We start from the raw sequence: 21,136 nt of genomic DNA, 5'->3' as shown, positions 1-21,136 counted from the left end.
GCAAGATTTAGGGAACGGAGCGGAACATGGCAGAGGCTGCAGCTCACGATCACGGCGACCACAGGCCGCATGGCTGGGTCCGCTGGGTCTACTCGACCAACCACAAGGACATCGGCACGCTCTACCTGATCTTCGCGATCATTGCCGGCATCATCGGCGGCGCGCTCTCGGTCGCCATCCGCATGGAGCTGCAGGAGCCGGGCATCCAGATCTTCAGCGGCCTGGCACAGATGGTCTATGGCATGCAGGGCGACGCCGCCATCGACGGCGGCAAGAGCATGTACAACGCCTTCGGCGCCGCGCACGGCCTGATCATGATCTTCTTCATGGTCATGCCGGCGCTGATCGGCGGCTTCGCCAACTGGATGGTGCCGATCATGATCGGCGCGCCGGACATGGCCTTCCCTCGCATGAACAACATTTCCTTCTGGCTGCTGCCGCCGGCCTTCATCCTCTTGCTCTCCTCGATGTTCGTGCCGAGCGCGCCGGGCGCCTTCGGTGTCGGCGGCGGCTGGACGATCTATCCGCCGCTCTCGACGTCCGGCCAGCCCGGCCCTGCGATGGACCTCGCGATCCTGTCGATCCACATTGCCGGCGCGTCGTCGATCCTCGGCGCCATCAACTTCATCACCACCATCTTCAACATGCGCGCTCCCGGCATGACGCTGCACAAGATGCCGCTGTTCGCCTGGGCGGTGCTGATCACCGCCTTCCTGCTGCTGCTCTCGCTGCCGGTCCTGGCGGGTGCCATCACCATGCTGCTCACCGACCGTAATTTCGGCACCTCCTTCTTCGTGCCGGACAATGGCGGTGACCCGATCCTCTTCCAGCACCTGTTCTGGTTCTTCGGCCATCCCGAGGTGTACATCCTGATCCTGCCGGGCTTCGGCATCGTCAGCCATATCGTCTCGACCTTCTCGAAGAAGCCGGTGTTCGGTTACCTCGGCATGGCCTACGCCATGGTCGCGATCGGCGCCGTCGGCTTCATCGTCTGGGCGCACCACATGTATACGACCGGACTGTCGCTCGACACGCAGCGTTACTTCGTGTTTGCCACCATGGTCATCGCGGTGCCCACCGGCGTGAAGATCTTCTCCTGGATCGCCACCATGTGGGGCGGCTCGATCTCCTTCAAGCCGCCGATGCTGTGGGCGCTGGGCTTCATCTTCCTTTTCACCATCGGTGGCGTCACCGGCGTTCAGCTGGCCAATGCCGGCCTCGACCGCTCGCTGCACGACACCTATTTCGTGATCGCCCACTTCCACTACGTGCTGTCGCTGGGCGCGGTGTTCGCGATCTTCGCCGGCTGGTACTACTGGTTCCCGAAGATGACCGGCTACATGTACTCGCCGGTGATCGCCAACACCCACTTCTGGGTCACGTTCGTCGGCGTCAACCTGATCTTCTTCCCGCAGCACTTCCTCGGCCTCGCCGGCATGCCGCGCCGTACCGTCGACTATCCGGATGCCTTCGCCGGCTGGAACATGGTCTCGTCCTACGGCTCCTATATCTCGGCCGTCGGTGTTGCGATCTTCCTCTACGGCGTGTTCGAGGCCTTCCAGAAGAAGCGCGTCGCCGGCGCCAATCCGTGGGGCGAGGGTGCCACCACGCTCGAATGGCAGCTGCCTTCGCCGCCGCCGTTCCACCAGTGGGAACAGCTGCCGAAGATCAAGTAAGCAGCGTCCCGACGCATACGAGGCCGCCGGCTTGTCCGGCGGTCTTGGCCAACGGAATGATGGACTTTAAGTACGCATGGCCCTTGCCGAAGACAGATTGATGGAGGAAGCGGGTTTTCGCATGTCGGAAGCGACCGCAGCCGATTTCTTCGCCCTGTTGAAGCCGCGCGTGATGTCGCTGGTCGTCTTCACGGCCTTTGTCGGCTTGGTCGCGGCGCCCGTCGCCATCAACCCGCTGCTGGCGATGATCGCCATCCTGGCCATTGCTATCGGCGCCGGCGCCTCCGGCGCGCTCAATATGTGGTACGACGCCGACATCGACGCGGTGATGACCAGAACCGCCGGGCGCCCGGTGCCGGCCGGCCGCGTCACGCCGGGAGAGGCGTTGAGCTTCGGTCTGGTCCTGTCGGTGCTGTCGGTGATGACGCTGGGCGTGCTGGTCAACTGGCTGTCGGCCGCGCTTCTCGCCTTCACCATCTTCTTCTATGCCGTCGTCTACACCATGTGGCTGAAGCGCTGGACGCCGCAGAACATCGTCATCGGCGGTGCCGCCGGCGCCATCCCGCCGGTGATCGGCTGGGCCGCGGTGACCGGCTCGGTCAGCCTCGAAAGCGTGATCCTGTTCCTGATCATCTTCCTGTGGACGCCGCCGCATTTCTGGGCGCTGGCGCTGTTCAAGTCCGACGACTATGCCCGCGCGGGCATCCCGATGATGCCGAATGTCGCTGGCCAGGCCTCGACCCGTCGGCAGATCTTTGCCTATGCGCTGATCCTGGCGCCGGTCGGCGTGCTGCCCTGGGCGCTCGGCTACACCACGGCCGGCTATGGGGTCGTCTCGGCGGTCCTCGGCGCGGGCTTCGTCTGGTATGCCTGGAAAGTGCTTGCCATGGCCGACGACGACCGCGCGATGAAGCCGGCCAAGGCCCTGTTCGGCTACTCTCTGCTCTATCTCTTCGCGATCTTTGCCGCCTATCTCGTCGACTGCGTGGTCGGGCGCGCCCTTATGATGGGGGGAGTATGATCGTGGCCGACAAGAAACTCGAACTGGTCACGCTGACCGAACGCCAGCAGAAGGCGCGCCGCAACCGCTCGATCGCCATCGGCGTCGCGCTGGCGGCATTGGTCGTCATCTTCTATGCCGCCACCATCGTGCGCTTCGGCCACACCGGGGCCAGCATCACCGGCTCCGGCCTGTTGGGAGGCGGCTGATGGGCGGCGAGACCGGCAGCAAGCCCCGCAAGGTAAACAACGGCATCGTCGCCGCCGTCTGCCTCGCCTTCTTTACCGGCATGGTCGGCATGGCCTATGCGGCGGTGCCGCTCTACAAGATGTTCTGCCAGGTCACCGGCTATGGCGGCACCACGCAGCGCGCCGAAAAGCAATATGCCGGCCGCGTGCTCGACCGCGACATAACCATCCGCTTCGACGCCAATACCAACGGCATTCCGTGGCAGTTCGAGCCTGTCGCCCGCTCGGTGACGATCAAGATCGGCGCGACGGCGCAGGCGCATTACAGCGCCACCAACAAATTCGACCGCACCATCACCGGCCGCGCCTCGTTCAACGTGCAGCCGGAAATGGCCGGTGCCTATTTCAACAAGGTGGAGTGCTTCTGCTTCACCGACACGACGCTGAAGCCCGGCGAGACGCTGGACATGCCGGTCGTGTTCTATGTCGATCCAGACATCGTCAACGTGCCGGAACTCAAGGACTTGAAGACGATCACCCTGTCCTACACGATGTTCCCGGTCGAAAAGAAACAGCCGGTCGCCTCGTCGGCGCCGGCCGCTGGCAGCAGCAACAAAGTTCCAGATTCCGACGCAAGCCTCGGGGGTTGATATGGCAGACGCGCACGCAAAACCACAACACGACTACCATCTCGTCAACCCGAGCCCGTGGCCTTTCCTGGGATCCATCGGCGCGCTGGTCACCGCCATCGGCGGCGTCTGCCTGATGCAGTATCTGAAGGCCGGCAACTTCCCGGTCTTCGGCCACAACATCGCCAATCCATGGCTGTTCTTCATCGGCCTGATCATCGTGCTCTACACGATGTTCGCCTGGTGGTCGGACACCATCAAGGAAGCGCATGAGGGTCATCACACGCGCGTCGTGTCGCTGCACCTGCGCTACGGCATGATCATGTTCATCGCCTCGGAGGTGATGTTCTTCGTCGCCTGGTTCTGGGCCTTTTTCGACGCCAGCCTGTTCCCGGGCGAAGCCTCGCAATATGCCCGCGCTGCCTTCACCGGCGGCGTCTGGCCGCCGAAGGGGTTGGAGGTTCTCGATCCCTTCCACCTGCCGCTCTACAACACCATCATCCTGCTTCTGTCGGGCACGACGGTGACCTGGGCGCACCACGCGCTGCTGCATGGCGACCGCAAGGGTCTGATCAACGGCCTGGTGCTGACCGTCGGCCTCGGCATGCTGTTCACCATGGTGCAGGCCTACGAGTACATGCACGCCCCATTCGCGTTCAAGGATTCGATCTACGGCGCCACCTTCTTCATGGCGACCGGCTTCCACGGCTTCCATGTCATCATCGGCACCATCTTCCTGCTCGTCTGCCTGGTGCGTGCGATGCGCGGCGACTTCACGCCGAAGCAGCATTTCGGCTTCGAGGCGGCCGCCTGGTACTGGCACTTCGTCGACGTGGTCTGGCTGTTCCTGTTCAGCGCGATCTATGTCTGGGCCTCGAACGGCGCGCTGATCGAAGGCCACTGATAAAAAGCAATCCGGGAAAGCGCGTAGCGATTTTTCCGGAATTTGCTTTCAGGAGTTTTGAAGGCGGCCGCGGCGACGTGGCCGCCTTCTTCTTTTCGGCGCAATGGCCGGCCATCGGTAGGTCATGTGGGCGAAAATTCCCTTGGCCATCTGCGCGTATCTGATCACCACAGGCTCATTGCTCGACAGGGGTATGTGGCCCGGACAGACGGTCGATCTGGTGCGTGTCGAGAAATCGCAACGGCAGTTGCAACTGATCGGCGGCGGCCAAATCCTGCGCCGCTACAGCATCGCGCTCGGCGGCGATCCGGTCGGCCACAAGCACCGCGAGGGTGACGGGCGAACGCCGGAGGGGCGCTATGTGCTCGACTGGCGCAATCCCAACAGCGTCGCGCACAGGTCGATCCATATCTCCTATCCAAATGCCGACGATAAGGTGGCGGCGAAAGCGCTGGGCGTCGATCCAGGCGGCCTCATCATGATCCACGGCCAGCCGAATGGTTTCGGCTGGCTGGGCAGGCTGCTTCAAATGGTCGACTGGACCGACGGCTGTATTGCGGTTACGAACCCCGAGATGGATGAAATCTGGACAAGGGTGGCCGACGGGCACACCGATCGAGATCATGAAATGAGCGAAGATCTCTAAAATGAGTGAAGACAAGGCGATCTGGCCACCCATAGATCCGATCTCGGCCGGCCTGCATGGCCGCTGCCCGCGCTGCGGCGAAGGCAAGCTGTTCTCGAGTTTCCTCACCGTCGGCAAGCGCTGCTACAATTGCGGGCTCGACTATTCCTTCGCCGACGCGGGCGACGGACCGGCGGTGTTCGTCATCCTGATCATCGGCTTCGTCGTCGTCGGCCTCGCATTGTGGATGGAGGTGACGTTCAGTCCGCCGCTCTGGCTGCACTTCATGTTGTGGATACCGCTGGCGCTGGTGCTGTGCCTGACGGCGCTGCGCCTGATCAAGGGCGTGCTGATCACCTTGCAGTATTCGAAGAGAGCCTCCGAGGGCAGGCTGGATTCCAACGAATGAGCGAGACGACCAGTTTGGTTGCCGGCCGTTCACGGCCCCGCACGGCGTTGCTGCTTGGCCTCGGCCTTGTCCTGTTCGCCGTCCTGATCGGGCTCGGCACCTGGCAGGTTCAGCGCCTGCATTGGAAGGAAGGCCTGCTCGCAACCATCGATAAGCGCACGCATTCTGCACCGCTGGCTCTAGTGGACGTCGAGAAGGAATTCGCCACTTCCCATGATGTCGATTACATGCCGGTGACGGTGACCGGCACTTTCCTGCACCAGGGCGAGCGGCACTTCTTTTCCACCTGGCAAGGCGACAGCGGCTTCAACGTCTATACGCCCCTGCAGCTCGAGGATGGCCGCTTCGTGCTCGTCAACCGCGGCTTCGTTCCCTACGATCTCAAGGATCCTTCCAAGCGCCGACAGGGCGAAATTGCCGGCAAGGTGACCCTGACCGGGCTTGCCCGCAATCCGCTGCCCGGAAAGCCGTCGATGATGCTTCCCGACAATGACGTCGCCAAGAACATCTTCTACTGGAAGGACCGCGACGTCATGGCGGCGACCGCCGGCCTGCCCGCCGGCTTCGTGCTGGTGCCGTTCTTCATCGATGCCGACAAGACGCCGAATCCTGGCGGCCTGCCGGTCGGAGGCGTCACCATCATCGACCTGCCGAACAACCACCTGCAATATGCGGTCACCTGGTATGGCTTGGCCGCCGCCCTTGCGGCGGTGCTGATCCTCAGGCTTCGCCGCCCAGCGAATGAAGCGTGAAGCCTCCTGCTCTTGACAGGGCAGGGGTGTGCACCTCATTTCGCCTTGAGCAATTCCAGGAAAGGTGTGAGCGGCTTTCCGTCCGGAATTGCGTCAAAACAAAGAGATCGATTCCGACCAACCGGCCCGTTTTAATGACTGAGAAAAAGCCACCGCTGACGATCAGGCTCTGCCAGCCACGCGGCTTTTGCGCCGGCGTCGACCGTGCCATCCAGATCGTCGTGCTGGCGCTGAAGAAATACGGCGCGCCGGTCTATGTCCGCCACGAGATCGTGCACAATCGTTACGTCGTCGAAGGGCTGCAGAGCCTGGGCGCGGTCTTCATCGAGGAACTGTCCGAGATTCCGCCGGAGCATCGCCAGTCGCCGGTGGTCTTTTCCGCGCATGGCGTGCCGAAGTCGGTGCCGGCGGATGCCGAGGCGCGCAACCTTTTCTACCTCGATGCCACGTGCCCGCTCGTCTCCAAGGTGCACAAGCAGGCGATGCGCCACCAGCGGCTCGGTCGCCATGTGCTTTTGATCGGCCACGCCGGGCACCCCGAAGTGATCGGCACGATGGGCCAGTTGCCGCAAGGCGCCGTGACGCTGATCGAGACCGAGGCCGATGCGGCGCGCTTCGTGCCGGTCGACGCTTCGGCCCTTGGCTTCGTCACCCAGACAACCTTGTCGGTCGAGGACACCGCCGGCATCATCCGGGCGCTCCAGGAGCGGTTTCCCGAATTGCACGCGGCCGCGGCCGAATCGATCTGCTACGCCACCACCAACCGCCAGGAAGCGGTGAAGGAGACGGCGGCCGGCGCCGATCTTTTCCTTATCGTCGGTGCTCCCAATTCGTCCAACTCGCGTCGCCTTGTCGAAGTGGCGGAGCGCGCGGGTGCCACGATGTCGCTTCTCGTGCAGCGCGCCGCTGAAATTCCGTGGGATGAGATCGCGGGGATCGGGACGCTCGGCCTGTCGGCCGGCGCATCGGCGCCGGAGATCATCGTCGATGAGATCATCGACGCGTTCCGCCAGCGTTTCGACGTCACCATCGATCTGGCCATCACGGCCACGGAAACGGAGGATTTTCCGGTGATGCGGGTTTTGCGCGATGTCGAACTGACGGCGGCCGACATGGCCTTCGTCAATGGAGCGGCGTGAAACCGGATGGCCGTCTACACCGACGTCAACGAGAACGAACTCAGCGCGTTCCTCAAAGCCTATCCGGTGGGCGAATTGCTCTCCTACAAGGGCATCGCCGAAGGCACCGAGAATTCCAATTTCCTGGTTCACGCCTCGACCGGCTCCTACATCCTGACGCTCTACGAGAAGCGCGTCGACAAGGCCGACCTGCCGTTCTTTCTCGGCCTGATGGGCCATCTCGCTAGGAAGGGCATTTCCTGCCCGCTGCCGGTCACCGCCGATGACGGCACCGTGATCGGCACGCTCGCCGGCCGGCCCGCCGTCATCATCACCTTCCTCGAAGGCCTGTCGTTGCGGCGGCCGACGGCCGCGCATTGCGCGGAAGTCGGCAAGGCGCTCGCCAGCCTCCATCTTGCCGGCCAGGATTTTCAGATGAGACGGCCGAACGCGCTGGCGATCGACGGCTGGCGCAAGCTCTGGACGGCCTCGCGCGACTGCGCCGACGAGGTCGAGCCGGGCCTGGCGGCCGAGGTCGATGCCGACTTTGGCGATTTCGAGCGCAACTGGCCGACCGGCCTGCCGCGGGGCATCATCCACGCCGATCTGTTCCCGGACAATGTCTTCTTTCTCGGCGAGAAGCTGTCCGGGCTGATCGACTTCTATTTCGCCTGCGACGACCTCTACGCCTATGATGTCGCCACCTGCCTCAACGCCTGGTGCTTCGAGAAGGATTTTTCCTTCAACCTGACCAAGGGGACGGCGCTGCTGGCCGGCTACCAGTCGGTGCGGCCGCTTCAGGGTGACGAGCAGGCGGCGCTGCCGATGCTGGCGCGCGGCTCGGCGCTGCGCTTCATGCTGACCCGCCTCTATGACTGGCTGACCATTCCGGATGGCGGGCTGGTGATGAAGCGCGATCCGACCGAATATATCCGCCGCATGCGCTTTCACCGCGCGATCCGATCTCCTTCCGAATACGGGCTGACATGAGCAAGCACGTTGAAATCTTCACCGACGGTGCCTGCTCCGGCAACCCGGGGCCGGGCGGCTGGGGCGCGATCCTGCGCTTCAATGGCGTTACCAGGGAATTGTCGGGCGGCGAAGCCGAGACCACCAACAACCGCATGGAGCTGCTTGCCGCCATCACCGCGCTCGATGCGCTGAAGGAGCCTTGCACAGTCGATCTCTACACCGACAGCAAATACGTCATGGACGGTATTTCCAAATGGATCCATGGCTGGAAGAAAAACGGCTGGAGGACCGCCGACAAGAAGCCGGTGAAGAACGGCGAACTATGGCAAGCGCTCGACGCAGCCAACCGCCGCCACAAGGTGACCTGGAACTGGGTCAGGGGCCATGCCGGCCATTCCGAAAACGAACGCGCCGACGAACTCGCGCGCGAAGGCATGGCGCCGTTCAAGAAGGGCTCGTCAGTGTCTGCAACGCCGAAGCCGGCAGCGGCGCCGAAACCGGCCACACCGGCAAGGCAGCCGGCAACCCCAAGGGCACGTCGTTCCACACAGAGCTATTGATTTCGGCGGGCTGGCTTGCACTCTGACCGGAGAAGCATGTCGTGCCGATAGCCTATTACATCACACACCCGCAGGTGCGCATCGACGCCGACGTTCCGGTGCCTGGATGGAGATTGTCCGACGTCGGCCGGGCGAGGGCGGTCGCCATGCTCGACCAGCCCTGGGTTGGCTCGATCGGCCGCATCGTGTCGTCCGCCGAACGCAAGGCGATCGAAACCGCGGAAATCCTGGCGGGACGTCTTCATCTTGCGGTCGAGGTGCGCGAGCGGACGCACGAGAACGACCGGTCGGCAACCGGCTTCCTGCCGCCGCCGGAATTCGAAGCGGTCGCCGATCAGTTCTTCGCCAGGCCGCACGAGAGCATCCGAGGCTGGGAACGGGCTATCGATGCGCAGGGCCGGATCGTCAGCGAGGTCGAAGCGGCGCTTACGACCGGTGAAGCCGACATCGCCTTCGTCGGCCATGGCGGCGTCGGAACGCTGTTGCTCCTCCATCTCAGTGGACGGGAAATCAGCCGCGAGGCGGATCAGCCGGCAGGCGGCGGCAATTACTTCGCCTGGGATATCGGCTCACGCCGCTTGATCCATGGTTGGCTGCCGATCGACTGGCCAGCAGCGCGGCGCCTCTGATTGTCGGCTGAACTCAGAGAAGCAGCAGCACCATTGATTGCATCTCCGAAAAGGGAGTATTATTTACTACCATAGAGCAAGGATAGCACCCCATGCCAAACGTGGAAAAGTTAAGCGTAGCCGTCACGACGCAACAGGCGGCCGTCATGCGCGAAGCTGTGGAAGCTGGCGAATACGCGACAGCCAGCGAAATCGTACGCGAAGCGATGCGGGACTGGTTGGCCAAGCGCGAACTTCGGAAAGAGGATGTGCGGCGGCTTCAGCGCTTGTGGGACGAAGGGAAGGCAAGCGGAAAACCGGAGACTTTGGACTTCGATACCTTGCGAAGGGAAGCGCGGCAGAAGCTGAAGGACGCTTCACCAAATGGTCGTTAGGATAGTCTGGTCGCCAACGGCAAAAGCCGACCTGATCGATATCTATACCACTATAGGCGCCGAGAACTTAAAGGCAGCGGACCACTACTACGAATGGATCGAGGATCGAGTTGCACAACTCGTGGATCAGCCACGCATGGGCGTCAGACGCCCCGATATTCGCCCTTCGGCGCGAATGCTTGTCGCGGCTCCGTTTTTGCTCCTTTACGAAACGGTCCCAGATACGGACAGCGGTCCGGTCGATTTGGTGGAGATCGTACGCGTTGTCGACGGTCGCAGGGATTTGAACCGTCTCTTCTGACCAATCACCTTATCAGCAGCGCCGTCGAGAACATGCCGAGCGCGAACACCGTGTGCGCCACGAGGTTGAGCGCGCGCACCTTCGTCGGATTGGGGAGCTTGGATGCCGCCCAGCCGGCGCCCATGCCGGGCGCCAGCAGGAACCAGCCGGCCCCGACGGTGACGATGCCGAGGATGAAGGCCGGCAGGAAGGTCGGCACCGCCAGCCAGCTTGCGCCGGCAAGCATCACAAGGATTACGCCGTAAAGGATGCCGACCAGGTAGTGAAAAACCCAACCCAGCGCCTTTTCATGCGCATAGGGCGCGGCCTTGCCGATATCGTCATGGAAGACCTTTTCGGGCAGATGCCGAACCCAGCGCCCGACCATGCCCCAATTGGGCAAAGGCTGGCCGATCGCCTTGTTGAGGACGATCGCCCAGATATCCATGAACACGGTGGCGCCGATGCCGATCGCCACAGCGCGCCAGATTGTGTCGAGCATCAGAGCATGATCCCGAACCGGAGGTCAGCGCACGCAAAAAGTGGGAACCGGTTTTCGGACAAGATCATGCTCCAACAAAGAGTGAGATCAGGATGGCGAGTCAACGAAACGTCATCCTGATCTAGAGCTGCTCGAGGATTTTTGCCGCGCCGCTCTCGTCGACGCCCGGCTTGGTTTCGACGTTGATCGCGACGACCTTGCCGTCGTCGACGATCATCGAAAAGCGCTTCGAGCGCAGACCCATGCCGGCTGCGGAAAGGTCGTTGTCGAGCCCTACCGACTTGGCGAAATCGCCGCTGCCGTCGGCGAGGTAGAGGATCTTGCCTTCGCCGCCGGAGAAGCGCGCCCAGGCGCCCATGACATGCACGTCGTTGACCGAGACGACGGCGATCGTGTCGACGCCGCGCGCAAGAATGGCGTCATGGTTTTCCAGATAGCCCGGCAAATGGTTGTTGCTGCAGGTCGGCGTGAAGGCGCCCGGGACGCCGAACAGCACGACCTTCTTGCCAGCGAAGATCTCCTTGCCCTTTATATCCTTCGCGCCATCAGCGGTCATCATCTTGAAGGTCACGTCGGGCAGTTTTTCGCCAACCGAAATGGTCATGGGGAGAGCCTCGCTTGGGGGAGATGGGAAAGGACTGACGCCTTCGATATCGGACTGCGCGGCGGCCAGCAACCTCTCACAGCAAGTCCAGGAAAAGTGTCTAGCGGTTTTCCGTCCGGAATTGCGGCTCAAAGAGCAATTCCAGGAAAAGTGTGTAGCGGTTTTCCGTCCGGAGTTGCTGCTTAAAGAGGCGCTGGATCAAGGGAAAGGCAGCAGCCCGTCCACCGAACCCTCGGCGCTGGTCAGCGTGTAATAGAGCCCGCCATCGGTCGGCGTCGCCGACGGCCGGTCGAGGATCGGCACGGTGAAGACGAGCTTGCCGTCCTTCTCGCTGCGCACCGGCGCGCCGAACATGTAGTCCCGCTCGCCGGCGATGAAGAAGTCGACGGATTCCGGATTGCCTGGCGACTGCGCCTGGACGACAAGGGTTTCGTGGTCGCCGGGCAGCACGCTGACGCCGAAATCGGACCGGGCCGGAGAAGGCAGCGTCGCGAGCGCGGTTTTCACCAATGCGGCGTCGGTGGCGTTGTCGGGATCGGCCCCAGGATCGACGCTGAGCCGGGTCTGCACCGGAATGCAGATCGTCTCGCAGATGCCCAGGAAGACATGGGCGTCGATGGTCGCCGGCTGGTCGGGCGAAGACAGCGTGAAGGTCACCGGCAGCGACACCGGACGGTCGTACCCGGCCCATTTGCCGTAGCCGTCGTCATGCCGCTGCGGCGGCGGGAACGACAATTGGGCGTCTGAGATGTTGGTGCTGCCGGATATGTCGAGCTGCGGCGGCACGCCGGCGTCGCCCGGATCGCGCCAATAAGTCTTCCAGCCGGGCTTCAGCGCGATGTCGAGCACCCCGTGGATCTTGCCGGCCTCGTCGGGCTTGCCGGTGGTCACCAGCCGAACCTTGCCGCCTTCACTGTTGTACCAGATTGAGGAGGAGGCCTCTGCCGGGAGGCTTGCAGCCCACCCGAAAACGACGCCGAGAACCAGTATTTTCATGTATCGCATGGCGGTGATTTGACCGTCCGTTCTTGGCCGCGCAATGACTTCATCGCTCTCCCGGTATCATATTTGCGTTACATCGGGGACTGGCACCATCTTTTCGGCGCAGCCGAAACGCGTTACGCTCAAGCCATGGACTTGCTGCGCCACAAGAAGTCGACCGCCGGACGCGGTTTTCTCGACGACCAGTTCCTGATTGCCATGCCTGGCATGAAGGACGACCGTTTCGCGCGCTCCGTCATCTACATCTGCGCCCACAGCGACGAGGGCGCGATGGGCCTGATCATCAACCAGACGCAGCAGATGCTGTTTCCGGACCTGCTTGTGCAGCTCGGCATCATGAACGAGCAGGAAGCGATCCGCCTGCCGGCGCATACGCGCGATTTCGTCGTGCGCAACGGCGGACCCGTCGATCGCAGCCGCGGCTTCGTGCTGCATTCGGGCGACTATCGCGTGGAATCCTCGCTCAACGTCTCCGACGACGTCTGCCTGACGGCAACCGTCGACATCCTGCGCGCCATCTCGACCGGCCGTGGCCCGCGCCATGCGCTGATGGCGCTCGGCTATTCCGGCTGGGGCGCCGGCCAGCTCGAAACGGAGATCGCCGAGAACGGCTGGCTCACCTGTCCGGCGACGCCCGAGCTTCTCTTCGACACCGACATCGAGCGCAAATACGGCCGTATCCTTGCCTCGATCGGTATCGACCTTGCCCATCTCAGCGCCGCCGCGGGACACGCCTGAAGCCCAACGCTCGCGGTTGGCAGGAACGCTCGCGACTTCGTCATCCTCGGTCAAGCCCGAGGATGACGAGCGATGGGCCTCTAATGCATGTCGCGTAAAAGTGTGTAGCGGTTTTGCGATAACGACATGCATGAAAACAAAGGGCTTAAAGCGCGTCGCCTGAATCCGCTTCAGCGCGACGCGCTTTAAGCCTGCGTCAGCGGATACTGCTCCTTCAGCGTCTTCAGCACCTGGTCGCCGGGCATCGGCGCGCCGAACATGAAGCTCTGGACATATTCGCAGCCCATCTGGCGCAGCTCCAGCGCGTCGCTTTCGTCCGAAATGCCTTCCGCCACGACCGAAAGCCCAAGCTCATGCGCCATGTTGACCATGGATTTGAGCAGCACCGCGCGCTTCGGCGTGGCGTCGTCGACGAAGCTCTTGTCGATCTTGATCGTGTCGAAGGGGAAGCGCGTCAGATAGGAAAGCGAGGAATAGCCGGTGCCGAAATCGTCGAGCGACAGCCCGATGCCGAGCTGCTTCAGCTTGCTCAGCACATGCGCAGTCTGCTCGGGATTGTCCATCACCAGCGATTCGGTGAGTTCCAGCCGGAAGCAGCGCGGCTTCAGATTGGCACGCGCGATGACGGAGCGGACGTCGCTGACGAGGTCGCGGCGGATGAGCTGGCGGCTCGACAAATTGACCGAGACCGAGAGCGGCGCGTCGCCGATCTGCTTCTGCCAGGAGGCCAGGTCTTCGGCCGCCTGCTGCATGGCGAACAGGCCAAGCTGCACGATCAGTCCGCAATTCTCGGCCACTGGGATGAAGTCCCCCGGCGGGATCATGCCGCGGCGCGGGTGGTCCCACCGAAGCAGCGCCTCGAAGCCGGCGACGCTGCCGTCCTCCAGCCGCACGATCGGCTGGTAGGCAAGCGTGAACTCGCGCCGCTCGATGGCGCGGCGAAGATCGGATTCGAATTGCAGCCGGTCGGTGCCGACGGTGCGGAAGGCGGGCCGGAACGGTTCGATCCTGTCGCCGCCGAAGCGCTTGGCCTGGTGCATTGCAAGCTCGGCGTCCTTGACCATGTCCTCGGCCGAGGTCTGCGCCGTCGTCCAGGTGATCAGGCCGATCGAGGCGGTCAGCACGATCTCGCGCTTGGCGAAGGTGATCGGGTTGTTGATTGCGTGCTTGATGGCGTCGGCGATCGCCGCGATGCGGGCAGGGTCCTGCTCCGAAAGCAGCATCAGCGCGAACTGGTCGCCGGCAAAGCGCGACAGCGAATCCTTCGGCTTCAAGAGCCGGTGCAGCCGGCGCGCGACGGTGAGCAGAATGGTGTCGCCGGCCGAAATTCCGAGACCGTCATTGACCTGCTTGAAGCGGTCGATGTCGATGATGAAGACCGTGGGGCGCACCTTCTCCTCGGTGCGGGCGATCGAGATGATCGCCTCCAGCCGGTTCATGAACAGTTCGCGGTTCGGCAGGCCGGTCAGGTTGTCGTGCACGGCATCGTGCAGCAGCCTTTCCTCGGATTTCTTCTGTTCGGTGACGTCGACCATGGTGCCGACGCAGCGGATCACCTCGCCGTCGGAGCCGATAACCGGCCGGGCGCGCAGCGAGAACCAGTGGTAGTGGCCGTCGGCGCCGCGCAGGCGGAAGTTCTGCGCCACCTTGCCGCGGCGATGCTCCAGCACCACGTCGAGCGTGGTGCGGAACGTGTCGCGGTCGTCGGCATGCAGCACCGGCAGCCAGTTGCGCGCCGCACCCCCAAGGCTGTTGGGCGCAAGGCCGAGTTGCAGGCTGATGTCCGGCTTGGTCACCACCCGGTCGCGCAGCACATCCCAGTCCCAGACGATGTCGCCCGAGCCGGCGACGGCGAGCGCCTGCCGCTCGAGGTCGGAGAACAGGCCCTGGTGCAGCGCGCCGCCGGCAAAGGCGTGCTGCATGACGGTGAAGCCGATCAAGAGGATGATCAGGATCAGCCCGCCGCCCAGCGCCGGCTGGGCGATGTCGTTGTCCAGCATGCCGGTGATCGCCATCCACGACCCGCATAGCCATAGCAGCACCATCACCCAGCTCGGCACCAGCATGATCGCGCGGTCATAGCCGCGAATGCCGAGGAAGATGATGAGGCCGAGACCCGTGAGCGCGGTGGCGGCGAACGAGATGCGGGCAATGCCGGCGGCGACCGCCGGATCGACGATGGCCACGCCCGCGATCAGCAGCAGTCCGAAGATCCAGACCAGCGCGCCATAGCTGAAATGGCCGTGCCAGCGGTTGAGGTTGAGATAGGCGAACAGGAACACCACGAAGGTTGCGGCCAGCGCCACCTCAGTGCCGGCCCGCCATATCTGCTCGTTGCCGGGCGATATCTCGATGATCTTGTTGAGGAAGCCGAAGTCGACGCAGATATAGGCCAGCACCGCCCAGGCGAGCGCCGCGGTCGCCGGGAACATCGAGGTTCCCTTGACCACGAACAGGATCGTCAGGAACAGCGCAAGAAGCCCCGAAATGCCGATGACGATGCCGCGGAACAGCGTGTAGGAATTGACCGAGTCCTTGTAGGAGTCCGGCTCCCAGAGATAGACCTGCGGCAGTTTCGGCGAGGCGAGCTCGGCGATGAAGGTCACCACCGTTCCGGGGTTCAGCGTCACCCGGAACACGTCGGCGTCCGGGCTTGTCTGGCGGTCGAGCGCGAAACCCTCGCTGGGCGTGATCGCGGCGATGCGCGTCGAGCCGAGGTCGGGCCAGAAGATGCCGGAATTCACCAGGCGGAAATGCGGCGCGACGATCAGCCGGTCGAGCTGCTGGTCGGTGGTGTTGGCGAGCGCGAACACGGCCCAGTCGCCGCTCGATCGCGCGTCATTGGCCTCCACCTCGATGCGCCGCACGATGCCGTCGGGGCCGGGCGCGGTCGAGACCTGGAAATTCTCACCCTGGTTCCGGTAGATCTCGACGGCGCCGGACAGGTCCAGCGCCTTGTCGTCGCGCGCGATCTTGATCGGTTCGACGGCGAAAGCCGGCATGGCCGAAAAAAGCGTGACGACGACCGTCATGATGAGGGCGAACAGCGACGCTAATCGCGGAAAATTCGTCACAGTCAGCCCTTCGTTCCATCGCCCGGCGGATCGTCCGCGATCCGGGCGTAGAGGTAGTGATCCTGCCAGATGCCGTTGATCCTGAGATAGGATCGCAGAAGTCCTTCGCGCCGGAATCCGGCTTTTTCAAGCACACGGATCGACCGGGCGTTTTCGGGAATACAGGCAGCTTCGATCCGGTGCAACCGCAGCGTATCGAAGGCGAAGCGCGAGACGAGCTTGACCGCATCGGTCATCAGGCCGCGGCCGCCGAATCGTTCGCCGATCCAGTAGCCGATATGGCCGCTCTGGGCGACGCCATGGCGGATGTTGCCGAGCGTGATGCCGCCGGCAAGCTTGCCGCTCGATTTCTCGAAGATGAAGAAGGCGATCGCCGTGCCTTGCGCGTAATCCTCGCGGTAGCGGCTGATGCGCAGGCGCCACGCGGTGCGGTCGAGCTCGTCCGGCTGCCAGCGCGGCTCCCAAGGTTCGAGGAAAGCGCGGCTTTCGCCGCGCACCGCCGCCCATTCGCGGTAGTCGTTGGTCAAGGGCACGCGCAGCGTGACCTTGTCGCCCTTCAGTGCCGGCAGGTCACGGCGAAAGAAAGGGAGCGCGAACACGGCGCTTGTTCTAAGCGGATATTCGTGGGATGCCCCACGAATATCCGATTAGATTCCCTGGTTTTTCGCAGGCTCTGATCGCAAAATGGGACACTTTTGCGGAACCTGCTTAGGGGTCAGACGGCGAGCCGGCGGGCCGTCGTCTGCGGGCCCGCAAGCGATTCGAGGATCGCCTCGTAGGGCGCAAGCGTGCCCACGGGGCCGACCGCGGTAAGCGTCGGCTTGGTCGAGAACAGCCGCGAGGAGAGGTCGGTCAGCCGCTCGACGGTCAGCGCCGAAAGCCGCTCCATCAATTCCTCCTTGGCGATCGGCCGTCCGAACAACAGCAATTGCCTTGCGATCTGCGAGGCCCGGCTGGCCGGGCTTTCGGCCGACATGATGAGCCCGGCGCGATATTGCGCCCGGGCCCGGTCGAGTTCTTCCTGCAGGATGCTTTCGCCGGCCTTCTGCAACTCGCCGATGATCACCGGCACCAGCTTGGCGATGTCGCTCTGGCCGGTCGCGGCATGCACGCCGAAGATGCCGGTGTCGGAAAAACCCCAGTGGAAGGCATAGACCGAGTAGCAGAGGCCGCGCTTTTCGCGCACCTCCTGGAACAGCCTCGACGACATGCCGCCGCCCAGGATCATCGACAGCACCTGCGAGGCGTAGAAATCGCGTACATGATAGGCGCGGCCCTCGAAGCCGAGCACGATCTGCGCATCCATCAGGTCGCGGTCCTCGCGGAAGTCGCCGCCGACATATTGCGCGTATTGCGGGATGTTGCCGGCTGCCTTGGCGCGGAAGCCGCCGAGCCGCTTCTCGACCTCGCGCACGAAATTGTCGTGCTTGACGTCGCCGGCGGCCACGATGACCATCCGCTCGGCGTCATATTGCCGCTCGATGAAGTCGTGCAGTTGCTTGGAAGTGAAGGATTTGACCGTCTCCGGCGTGCCCAGGATCGAGCGGCCGATGGTTTGGTGGCGGAAGGCCGTTTCGGTGAAGCGGTCGAAGACGATGTCGTCGGGCGTGTCGTGCGCGGCGCCGATCTCCTGCAGGATCACATGCTGCTCGCGCTCCAGCTCTTCCGGATCGAATTCGGACTCCTGCAGGATGTCGGCCAGGATATCGACCGCCAGCGGCACGTCGCCGGACAACACTCTTGCATAATAGGACGTCGTCTCGACGCTGGTAGCGGCGTTGATCTCGCCGCCGACATTCTCGATTTCCGAGGCGATCTCGAAGGCGCTGCGGCGCTTTGTGCCCTTGAACGCCATGTGCTCGAGCAGATGGGCCATGCCATGCTCTTCGTCGCGCTCGTTGCGGGCGCCTGACTTGACCCAGGCTCCGAGGGCAACCGATTCGATGCTTGGAAGGGTTTCGGTGGCGACTGTCAGGCCGTTCGACAGACGGCTTACCTCAACACCCATATGGCAAGTACTCCCTAACGCGCCGCCCGCGAGTGGCGGTTCACATAATCTTCCACCATTTTCAAGTCGGATGGAAGTATCGTGTATTTTTCGTCGGCTGTCATCAAGCCGCCTAGCCATGCGGGTAGGGCAGGGGTGACGCCGCTCGCTGCCTCGACCGCTGCCGGGAATTTCGCCGGATGCGCGGTGCCGAGCACCACCATGGGCACCGGACCGGAGGCGTGGGCGGCCGCGACATGAACGGCGGCGGCCGTGTGCGGATCGAGCAGGTAGTTGCTCGCCTCCAGCGTCGCGCGGATGGTGGCGGCGACCTCGTCGACGCTGGCGCGGCCGGCGTCGAATTCGGCGCGGATGCGCTTGAGTTGGCCTTCCTCGATGGTGAAGGCGCCCGACTGCTTCAGGCCGTTCATATAGCGCCTGACCGTCTCGGCGTCGCGACCGGCCGCCTCGAACAGCAGCCGCTCGAAATTCGAAGACACCTGGATGTCCATCGACGGCGAGGTCGTGGCGAACACGCCCTTGGTGCGGTATTCGCCGCTCGCCAATGCGCGCGCCAGGATGTCGTTGTCGTTGGTGGCGATGATCAGCCGCTCGATCGGCAAGCCCATGCGCTTGGCGGCGTAACCGGCGAAAATATCGCCGAAATTGCCGGTCGGCACGGTGAAGGAAACCGGCCGATCCGGCGCGCCAAGCGAGAGGGCCGACGAGAAATAATAGACGATCTGGGCCATGATGCGGGCCCAGTTGATCGAATTGACGCCCGACAGCGACACCCGGTCGCGAAAGGCGTGGTCGTTGAACATGTCCTTCACCAGGCCCTGGCAATCGTCGAAATTGCCTTCGACCGACAGCGCGTGGACGTTTGCCGCGCTCGACGTCGTCATCTGCCGCTGCTGCACCGGCGAGACCTTGCCGTGCGGGAAAAGGATGAAGATGTCGGTGCGGTCGCGGCCGGCGAAGGCGTCGATCGCGGCGCCACCGGTGTCGCCAGAGGTCGCGCCGACGATGGTGGCGCGCTGGCCGCGTTCGGCAAGCGCATGGTCCATCAGTCGCGCCAGCAACTGCATCGCCACGTCCTTGAAGGCCAGCGTCGGGCCGTGGAACAGCTCGAGGATGAAGGTGTTTTTCCCGGTCTGCACCAGCGGGCAGACGGCCTCATGCCGGAAGGTCGCATAAGCCTCCCGCACCAGCCGCTCGAAGACGGGCGTCGCGATCTCGCCGCCGAGGAACGGCGTCAGCACGCGAATGGCAAGGTCGGGATAGGCAAGCCCGCGCATGGCGCGGATGTCGGCGACCGAAAATTGCGGCCACTCGCGCGGCACGTAAAGCCCGCCGTCGCGCGCCAGGCCGGCCAGCACCGCGTCGGAAAATCCAAGCGCGGGCGCATCCCCGCGGGTACTCACATATTGCATCTTCAAAGGCCCATTGTTGCCGGTCGCGTCATCCACGGCAATTGGTTAATTTTCCGAGCCGGCTCAGTCGCATTTTTGCCGCGCGGTTGCTATACGTCACCGGCTTTGTGAGAGGGAAGTGCAGTTTCATGGCGTTTTATTCGGTCAACCGTCGTTTTGTCGCGGGTCTGGCGCTCACCGGCTTTATGCTTGCCGCCGCCGGCTGCCAATCGAGCGACAATGGCATCCTGGACCTCGGTTTCGGCAAGAAAACGGATCCGACCGCGCCGCCACCGCCGCCGGATCCCAAGATCCTCGCCAGCCAGCTGCGCGCCTATTGCCCGAAAGTGACGCTGCGCGACGGCACCGCCTATTTCAACACCTACGCCAAGGGCACCGCGGCGAAGCCGAAGAAAAAGAAGCTTGATCCCGCGGCGCAAGCCGAGGCCGAGGCAGCCGCCACGGCCGCCCAGACCGGACCAAACGGCCAGCCGATCGACCCCGATCACGATCCGTCGAAGGTCATCTACCAGGCCTCGATCACCGACGTGACACGCGATTGCACCCATGCCAACGGCCAGATGTCGATGAAGATCGCCGTCGCCGGCAAGGTCGTGCCAGGGCCAGTCTTCGCGCCCGGCACCGTCACCATGCCGATCCGCATCGCGGTTCAGCGGGGCGACGAGGTGCTTTATTCCCAGCTGCATCAGTACCAGGTGCAGGTCACCGACCCTTCGGCTGCTACCCAGTTCGTCTTCGTCGACAGCAATGTCGTGGTGCCGGAGCCTTCCGCGCGCGACTATCAGGCCTATGCCGGCTATGACGAGAACACGCCGGCTACGGCCGCCGAAAGGTCCAAGGGCAAGAGGAAGAAGCGCGCTCCGGCCACGAACTAGCCTAGGCGTCCTCGGACCACTCCGACAGCGCGGCGATGGTGCCGTTCAGTTCCGCCCAGCGCCGGATGACCGTCTCGGCGCCGGCCTCGGTCAGCGCGTCGGCATGGCCCGGATAGCTGTGTCCCGCGCCGGTGAAGCCGATGACGCGCATGCCGGCCGCCCTGGCGCCGGCGATGCCATGCACGGAATCCTCGATGACGAAAGTGTTCTTCGGGTTGGCGCCGAGTTGCTCGGCGGCGTAGAGGAATACGTCAGGCGCCGGCTTGGTCTTCTTGCTGGGAATGTCCAGCCCCGAAAAGATGCGGCCGGCGAAGAACGGCAGCAGCCGCACCTTCTCCAGCATGAATTCGACCCGTTCGGTGCGCGAATTGGAGCAGACGGCGCGCGGCGCGGTGACTGCGGCTACCGCCTCGCGGGCACCCTCGATGATGCGCACGTCTGCGCGCAGCTTGCGGTCGACCAGTTCCTCGGCGCGGTCGATCAGCGAGGCCTGGAACGGAATCTGCGACTTCTCCTCGACCCGCAGCATGATGTCCTTGAAGGTGAGACCGGCATAGGTCTCGGCAAGCTCCTCGGCCGAAATCTCGAATCCGGCCGACGTCAGAAGCTCGGCCTCGACCCGCGCGGCGATGATTTCGGAATCGACGAGCACCCCGTCGCAATCGAAAATGACAAGATCTGGCTGGGGCATGGCAATCCGGGAAACGTTGGGGAAAAAGCCTATTGGCTTAAGGTTTGTTGATATTCAGGATTCCCATCTTGGCTTGGTCGTGATTCAAGCTTTTGATGGAACGATTCGTGCTGA

At 63.5% G+C, this 21,136-nt stretch carries 24 protein-coding genes; 16 read left to right on the top strand and 8 right to left on the bottom strand.

Annotation, left to right across the window (positions count from 1 at the left end; genetic code table 11):
- Nucleotides 1-26 precede the first annotated feature (26 nt).
- The 14 genes from ctaD to FJ418_RS24250 all read left to right on the top strand — a co-directional run bounded on the left by ctaD (nt 27) and on the right by FJ418_RS24250 (nt 10,137).
- The gene (gene ctaD / locus FJ418_RS24315) at nt 27-1,676 is read left to right on the top strand and encodes a cytochrome c oxidase subunit I (RefSeq protein ID WP_140647280.1); all 1,650 of its coding nucleotides are present in this window, start codon (nt 27-29) and stop codon (nt 1,674-1,676) included.
- Nucleotides 1,677-1,752: 76 nt separating this feature from the next.
- The gene (locus tag FJ418_RS24310; RefSeq protein WP_140659152.1) at nt 1,753-2,697 is read left to right on the top strand and encodes a heme o synthase; all 945 of its coding nucleotides are present in this window, start codon (nt 1,753-1,755) and stop codon (nt 2,695-2,697) included.
- The gene (locus FJ418_RS24305; protein ID WP_140647282.1) at nt 2,694-2,885 is read left to right on the top strand and encodes a hypothetical protein; all 192 of its coding nucleotides are present in this window, start codon (nt 2,694-2,696) and stop codon (nt 2,883-2,885) included. Before FJ418_RS24310 ends, FJ418_RS24305 begins: the two co-directional genes overlap by 4 nt.
- On the top strand, nt 2,885-3,514 hold the full coding sequence (locus FJ418_RS24300; RefSeq protein ID WP_140869936.1) for a cytochrome c oxidase assembly protein: 630 nt from the start codon (nt 2,885-2,887) through the stop codon (nt 3,512-3,514). Before FJ418_RS24305 ends, FJ418_RS24300 begins: the two co-directional genes overlap by 1 nt.
- Nucleotide 3,515: 1 nt before the next feature.
- A complete protein-coding gene (locus FJ418_RS24295; RefSeq protein ID WP_140647284.1) occupies nt 3,516-4,397 on the top strand; it encodes a cytochrome c oxidase subunit 3 in 882 nt (293 codons plus the stop codon).
- Between the two features lie 142 nt (nt 4,398-4,539).
- Nucleotides 4,540-5,043, top strand: a complete 504-nt coding sequence (locus FJ418_RS24290) for a L,D-transpeptidase family protein (RefSeq protein WP_246683200.1) — start codon at nt 4,540-4,542, stop codon at nt 5,041-5,043.
- A gap of 1 nt (nt 5,044) precedes the next feature.
- Nucleotides 5,045-5,431 (top strand): DUF983 domain-containing protein, encoded by a 387-nt coding sequence (locus tag FJ418_RS24285; RefSeq protein WP_140647286.1) that lies wholly within the window; start codon nt 5,045-5,047, stop codon nt 5,429-5,431.
- Entirely contained in the window at nt 5,428-6,183 is a 756-nt protein-coding gene (locus FJ418_RS24280) for an SURF1 family protein (RefSeq protein WP_181167075.1), read from the top strand. Before FJ418_RS24285 ends, FJ418_RS24280 begins: the two co-directional genes overlap by 4 nt.
- A gap of 134 nt (nt 6,184-6,317) precedes the next feature.
- On the top strand, nt 6,318-7,322 hold the full coding sequence (gene ispH / locus FJ418_RS24275) for a 4-hydroxy-3-methylbut-2-enyl diphosphate reductase (protein ID WP_140647287.1): 1,005 nt from the start codon (nt 6,318-6,320) through the stop codon (nt 7,320-7,322).
- Nucleotides 7,323-7,328: 6 nt separating this feature from the next.
- Nucleotides 7,329-8,291, top strand: coding sequence for a homoserine kinase (locus FJ418_RS24270; RefSeq protein ID WP_140869931.1), 963 nt, complete (start codon nt 7,329-7,331; stop codon nt 8,289-8,291).
- Complete coding sequence (gene rnhA / locus FJ418_RS24265; RefSeq protein WP_140705338.1) at nt 8,288-8,833, top strand: ribonuclease HI; 546 nt, start codon at nt 8,288-8,290, stop codon at nt 8,831-8,833. The genes FJ418_RS24270 and rnhA overlap by 4 nt, the downstream gene beginning before the upstream one ends.
- 41 nt (nt 8,834-8,874) lie before the next feature.
- Nucleotides 8,875-9,462, top strand: coding sequence for a histidine phosphatase family protein (locus tag FJ418_RS24260; protein WP_140869928.1), 588 nt, complete (start codon nt 8,875-8,877; stop codon nt 9,460-9,462).
- 92 nt (nt 9,463-9,554) lie between these two features.
- Nucleotides 9,555-9,836 carry a type II toxin-antitoxin system ParD family antitoxin gene (locus tag FJ418_RS24255; RefSeq protein WP_140647291.1) on the top strand — a complete coding sequence of 94 codons (282 nt, stop codon included), beginning with the start codon at nt 9,555-9,557 and terminating at the stop codon, nt 9,834-9,836.
- Nucleotides 9,826-10,137 (top strand): type II toxin-antitoxin system RelE/ParE family toxin, encoded by a 312-nt coding sequence (locus FJ418_RS24250; protein WP_140647292.1) that lies wholly within the window; start codon nt 9,826-9,828, stop codon nt 10,135-10,137. Before FJ418_RS24255 ends, FJ418_RS24250 begins: the two co-directional genes overlap by 11 nt.
- 4 nt (nt 10,138-10,141) lie before the next feature.
- Here FJ418_RS24250 and FJ418_RS24245 read toward each other — a convergent pair whose 3' ends face one another.
- From FJ418_RS24245 to FJ418_RS24230, 3 genes are all read right to left on the bottom strand, one after another.
- A complete protein-coding gene (locus FJ418_RS24245; RefSeq protein ID WP_140869926.1) occupies nt 10,142-10,618 on the bottom strand; it encodes a DUF2938 domain-containing protein in 477 nt (158 codons plus the stop codon).
- A 121-nt stretch (nt 10,619-10,739) separates the two neighbouring features.
- Complete coding sequence (locus tag FJ418_RS24235) at nt 10,740-11,222, bottom strand: peroxiredoxin (protein WP_140869923.1); 483 nt, start codon at nt 11,220-11,222, stop codon at nt 10,740-10,742.
- Nucleotides 11,223-11,420: 198 nt separating this feature from the next.
- Nucleotides 11,421-12,227 (bottom strand): protein-disulfide reductase DsbD domain-containing protein, encoded by an 807-nt coding sequence (locus tag FJ418_RS24230; protein ID WP_140647295.1) that lies wholly within the window; start codon nt 12,225-12,227, stop codon nt 11,421-11,423.
- A 126-nt stretch (nt 12,228-12,353) separates the two neighbouring features.
- Between FJ418_RS24230 and FJ418_RS24225 the strand changes: the two genes are divergently transcribed.
- Nucleotides 12,354-12,962 carry a YqgE/AlgH family protein gene (locus FJ418_RS24225; protein WP_140647296.1) on the top strand — a complete coding sequence of 203 codons (609 nt, stop codon included), beginning with the start codon at nt 12,354-12,356 and terminating at the stop codon, nt 12,960-12,962.
- Nucleotides 12,963-13,147: 185 nt separating this feature from the next.
- On the opposite strand, the gene FJ418_RS24220 is transcribed toward FJ418_RS24225, so the two are convergent.
- From FJ418_RS24220 to thrC, 4 genes are all read right to left on the bottom strand, one after another.
- The gene (locus tag FJ418_RS24220; RefSeq protein WP_140705348.1) at nt 13,148-15,994 is read right to left on the bottom strand and encodes an EAL domain-containing protein; all 2,847 of its coding nucleotides are present in this window, start codon (nt 15,992-15,994) and stop codon (nt 13,148-13,150) included.
- 44 nt (nt 15,995-16,038) lie between these two features.
- Nucleotides 16,039-16,635 (bottom strand): GNAT family protein, encoded by a 597-nt coding sequence (locus FJ418_RS24215; protein WP_140647297.1) that lies wholly within the window; start codon nt 16,633-16,635, stop codon nt 16,039-16,041.
- A 116-nt stretch (nt 16,636-16,751) separates the two neighbouring features.
- On the bottom strand, nt 16,752-18,044 hold the full coding sequence (locus FJ418_RS24210) for a pitrilysin family protein (protein ID WP_140705350.1): 1,293 nt from the start codon (nt 18,042-18,044) through the stop codon (nt 16,752-16,754).
- A gap of 14 nt (nt 18,045-18,058) precedes the next feature.
- Nucleotides 18,059-19,456, bottom strand: coding sequence for a threonine synthase (gene thrC, locus FJ418_RS24205; RefSeq protein WP_140870075.1), 1,398 nt, complete (start codon nt 19,454-19,456; stop codon nt 18,059-18,061).
- Between the two features lie 128 nt (nt 19,457-19,584).
- Between thrC and FJ418_RS24200 the strand changes: the two genes are divergently transcribed.
- Nucleotides 19,585-20,331: a hypothetical protein gene (locus FJ418_RS24200; RefSeq protein WP_140857292.1), complete on the top strand. Its 747-nt coding sequence runs from the start codon at nt 19,585-19,587 to the stop codon at nt 20,329-20,331.
- Between the two features lies 1 nt (nt 20,332).
- On the opposite strand, the gene FJ418_RS24195 is transcribed toward FJ418_RS24200, so the two are convergent.
- Nucleotides 20,333-21,022 (bottom strand): HAD family phosphatase, encoded by a 690-nt coding sequence (locus FJ418_RS24195; protein ID WP_140659162.1) that lies wholly within the window; start codon nt 21,020-21,022, stop codon nt 20,333-20,335.
- Nucleotides 21,023-21,136 lie beyond the last annotated feature (114 nt).

Origin of the sequence: Mesorhizobium sp. B2-8-3 (genome assembly GCF_006440815.1) — a bacterium.
Lineage (GTDB): Bacteria > Pseudomonadota > Alphaproteobacteria > Rhizobiales > Rhizobiaceae > Mesorhizobium.
The sequence above is the reverse complement of the archived record's forward strand: the minus strand, read 5'-3'. Positions and strand labels throughout refer to the sequence as shown.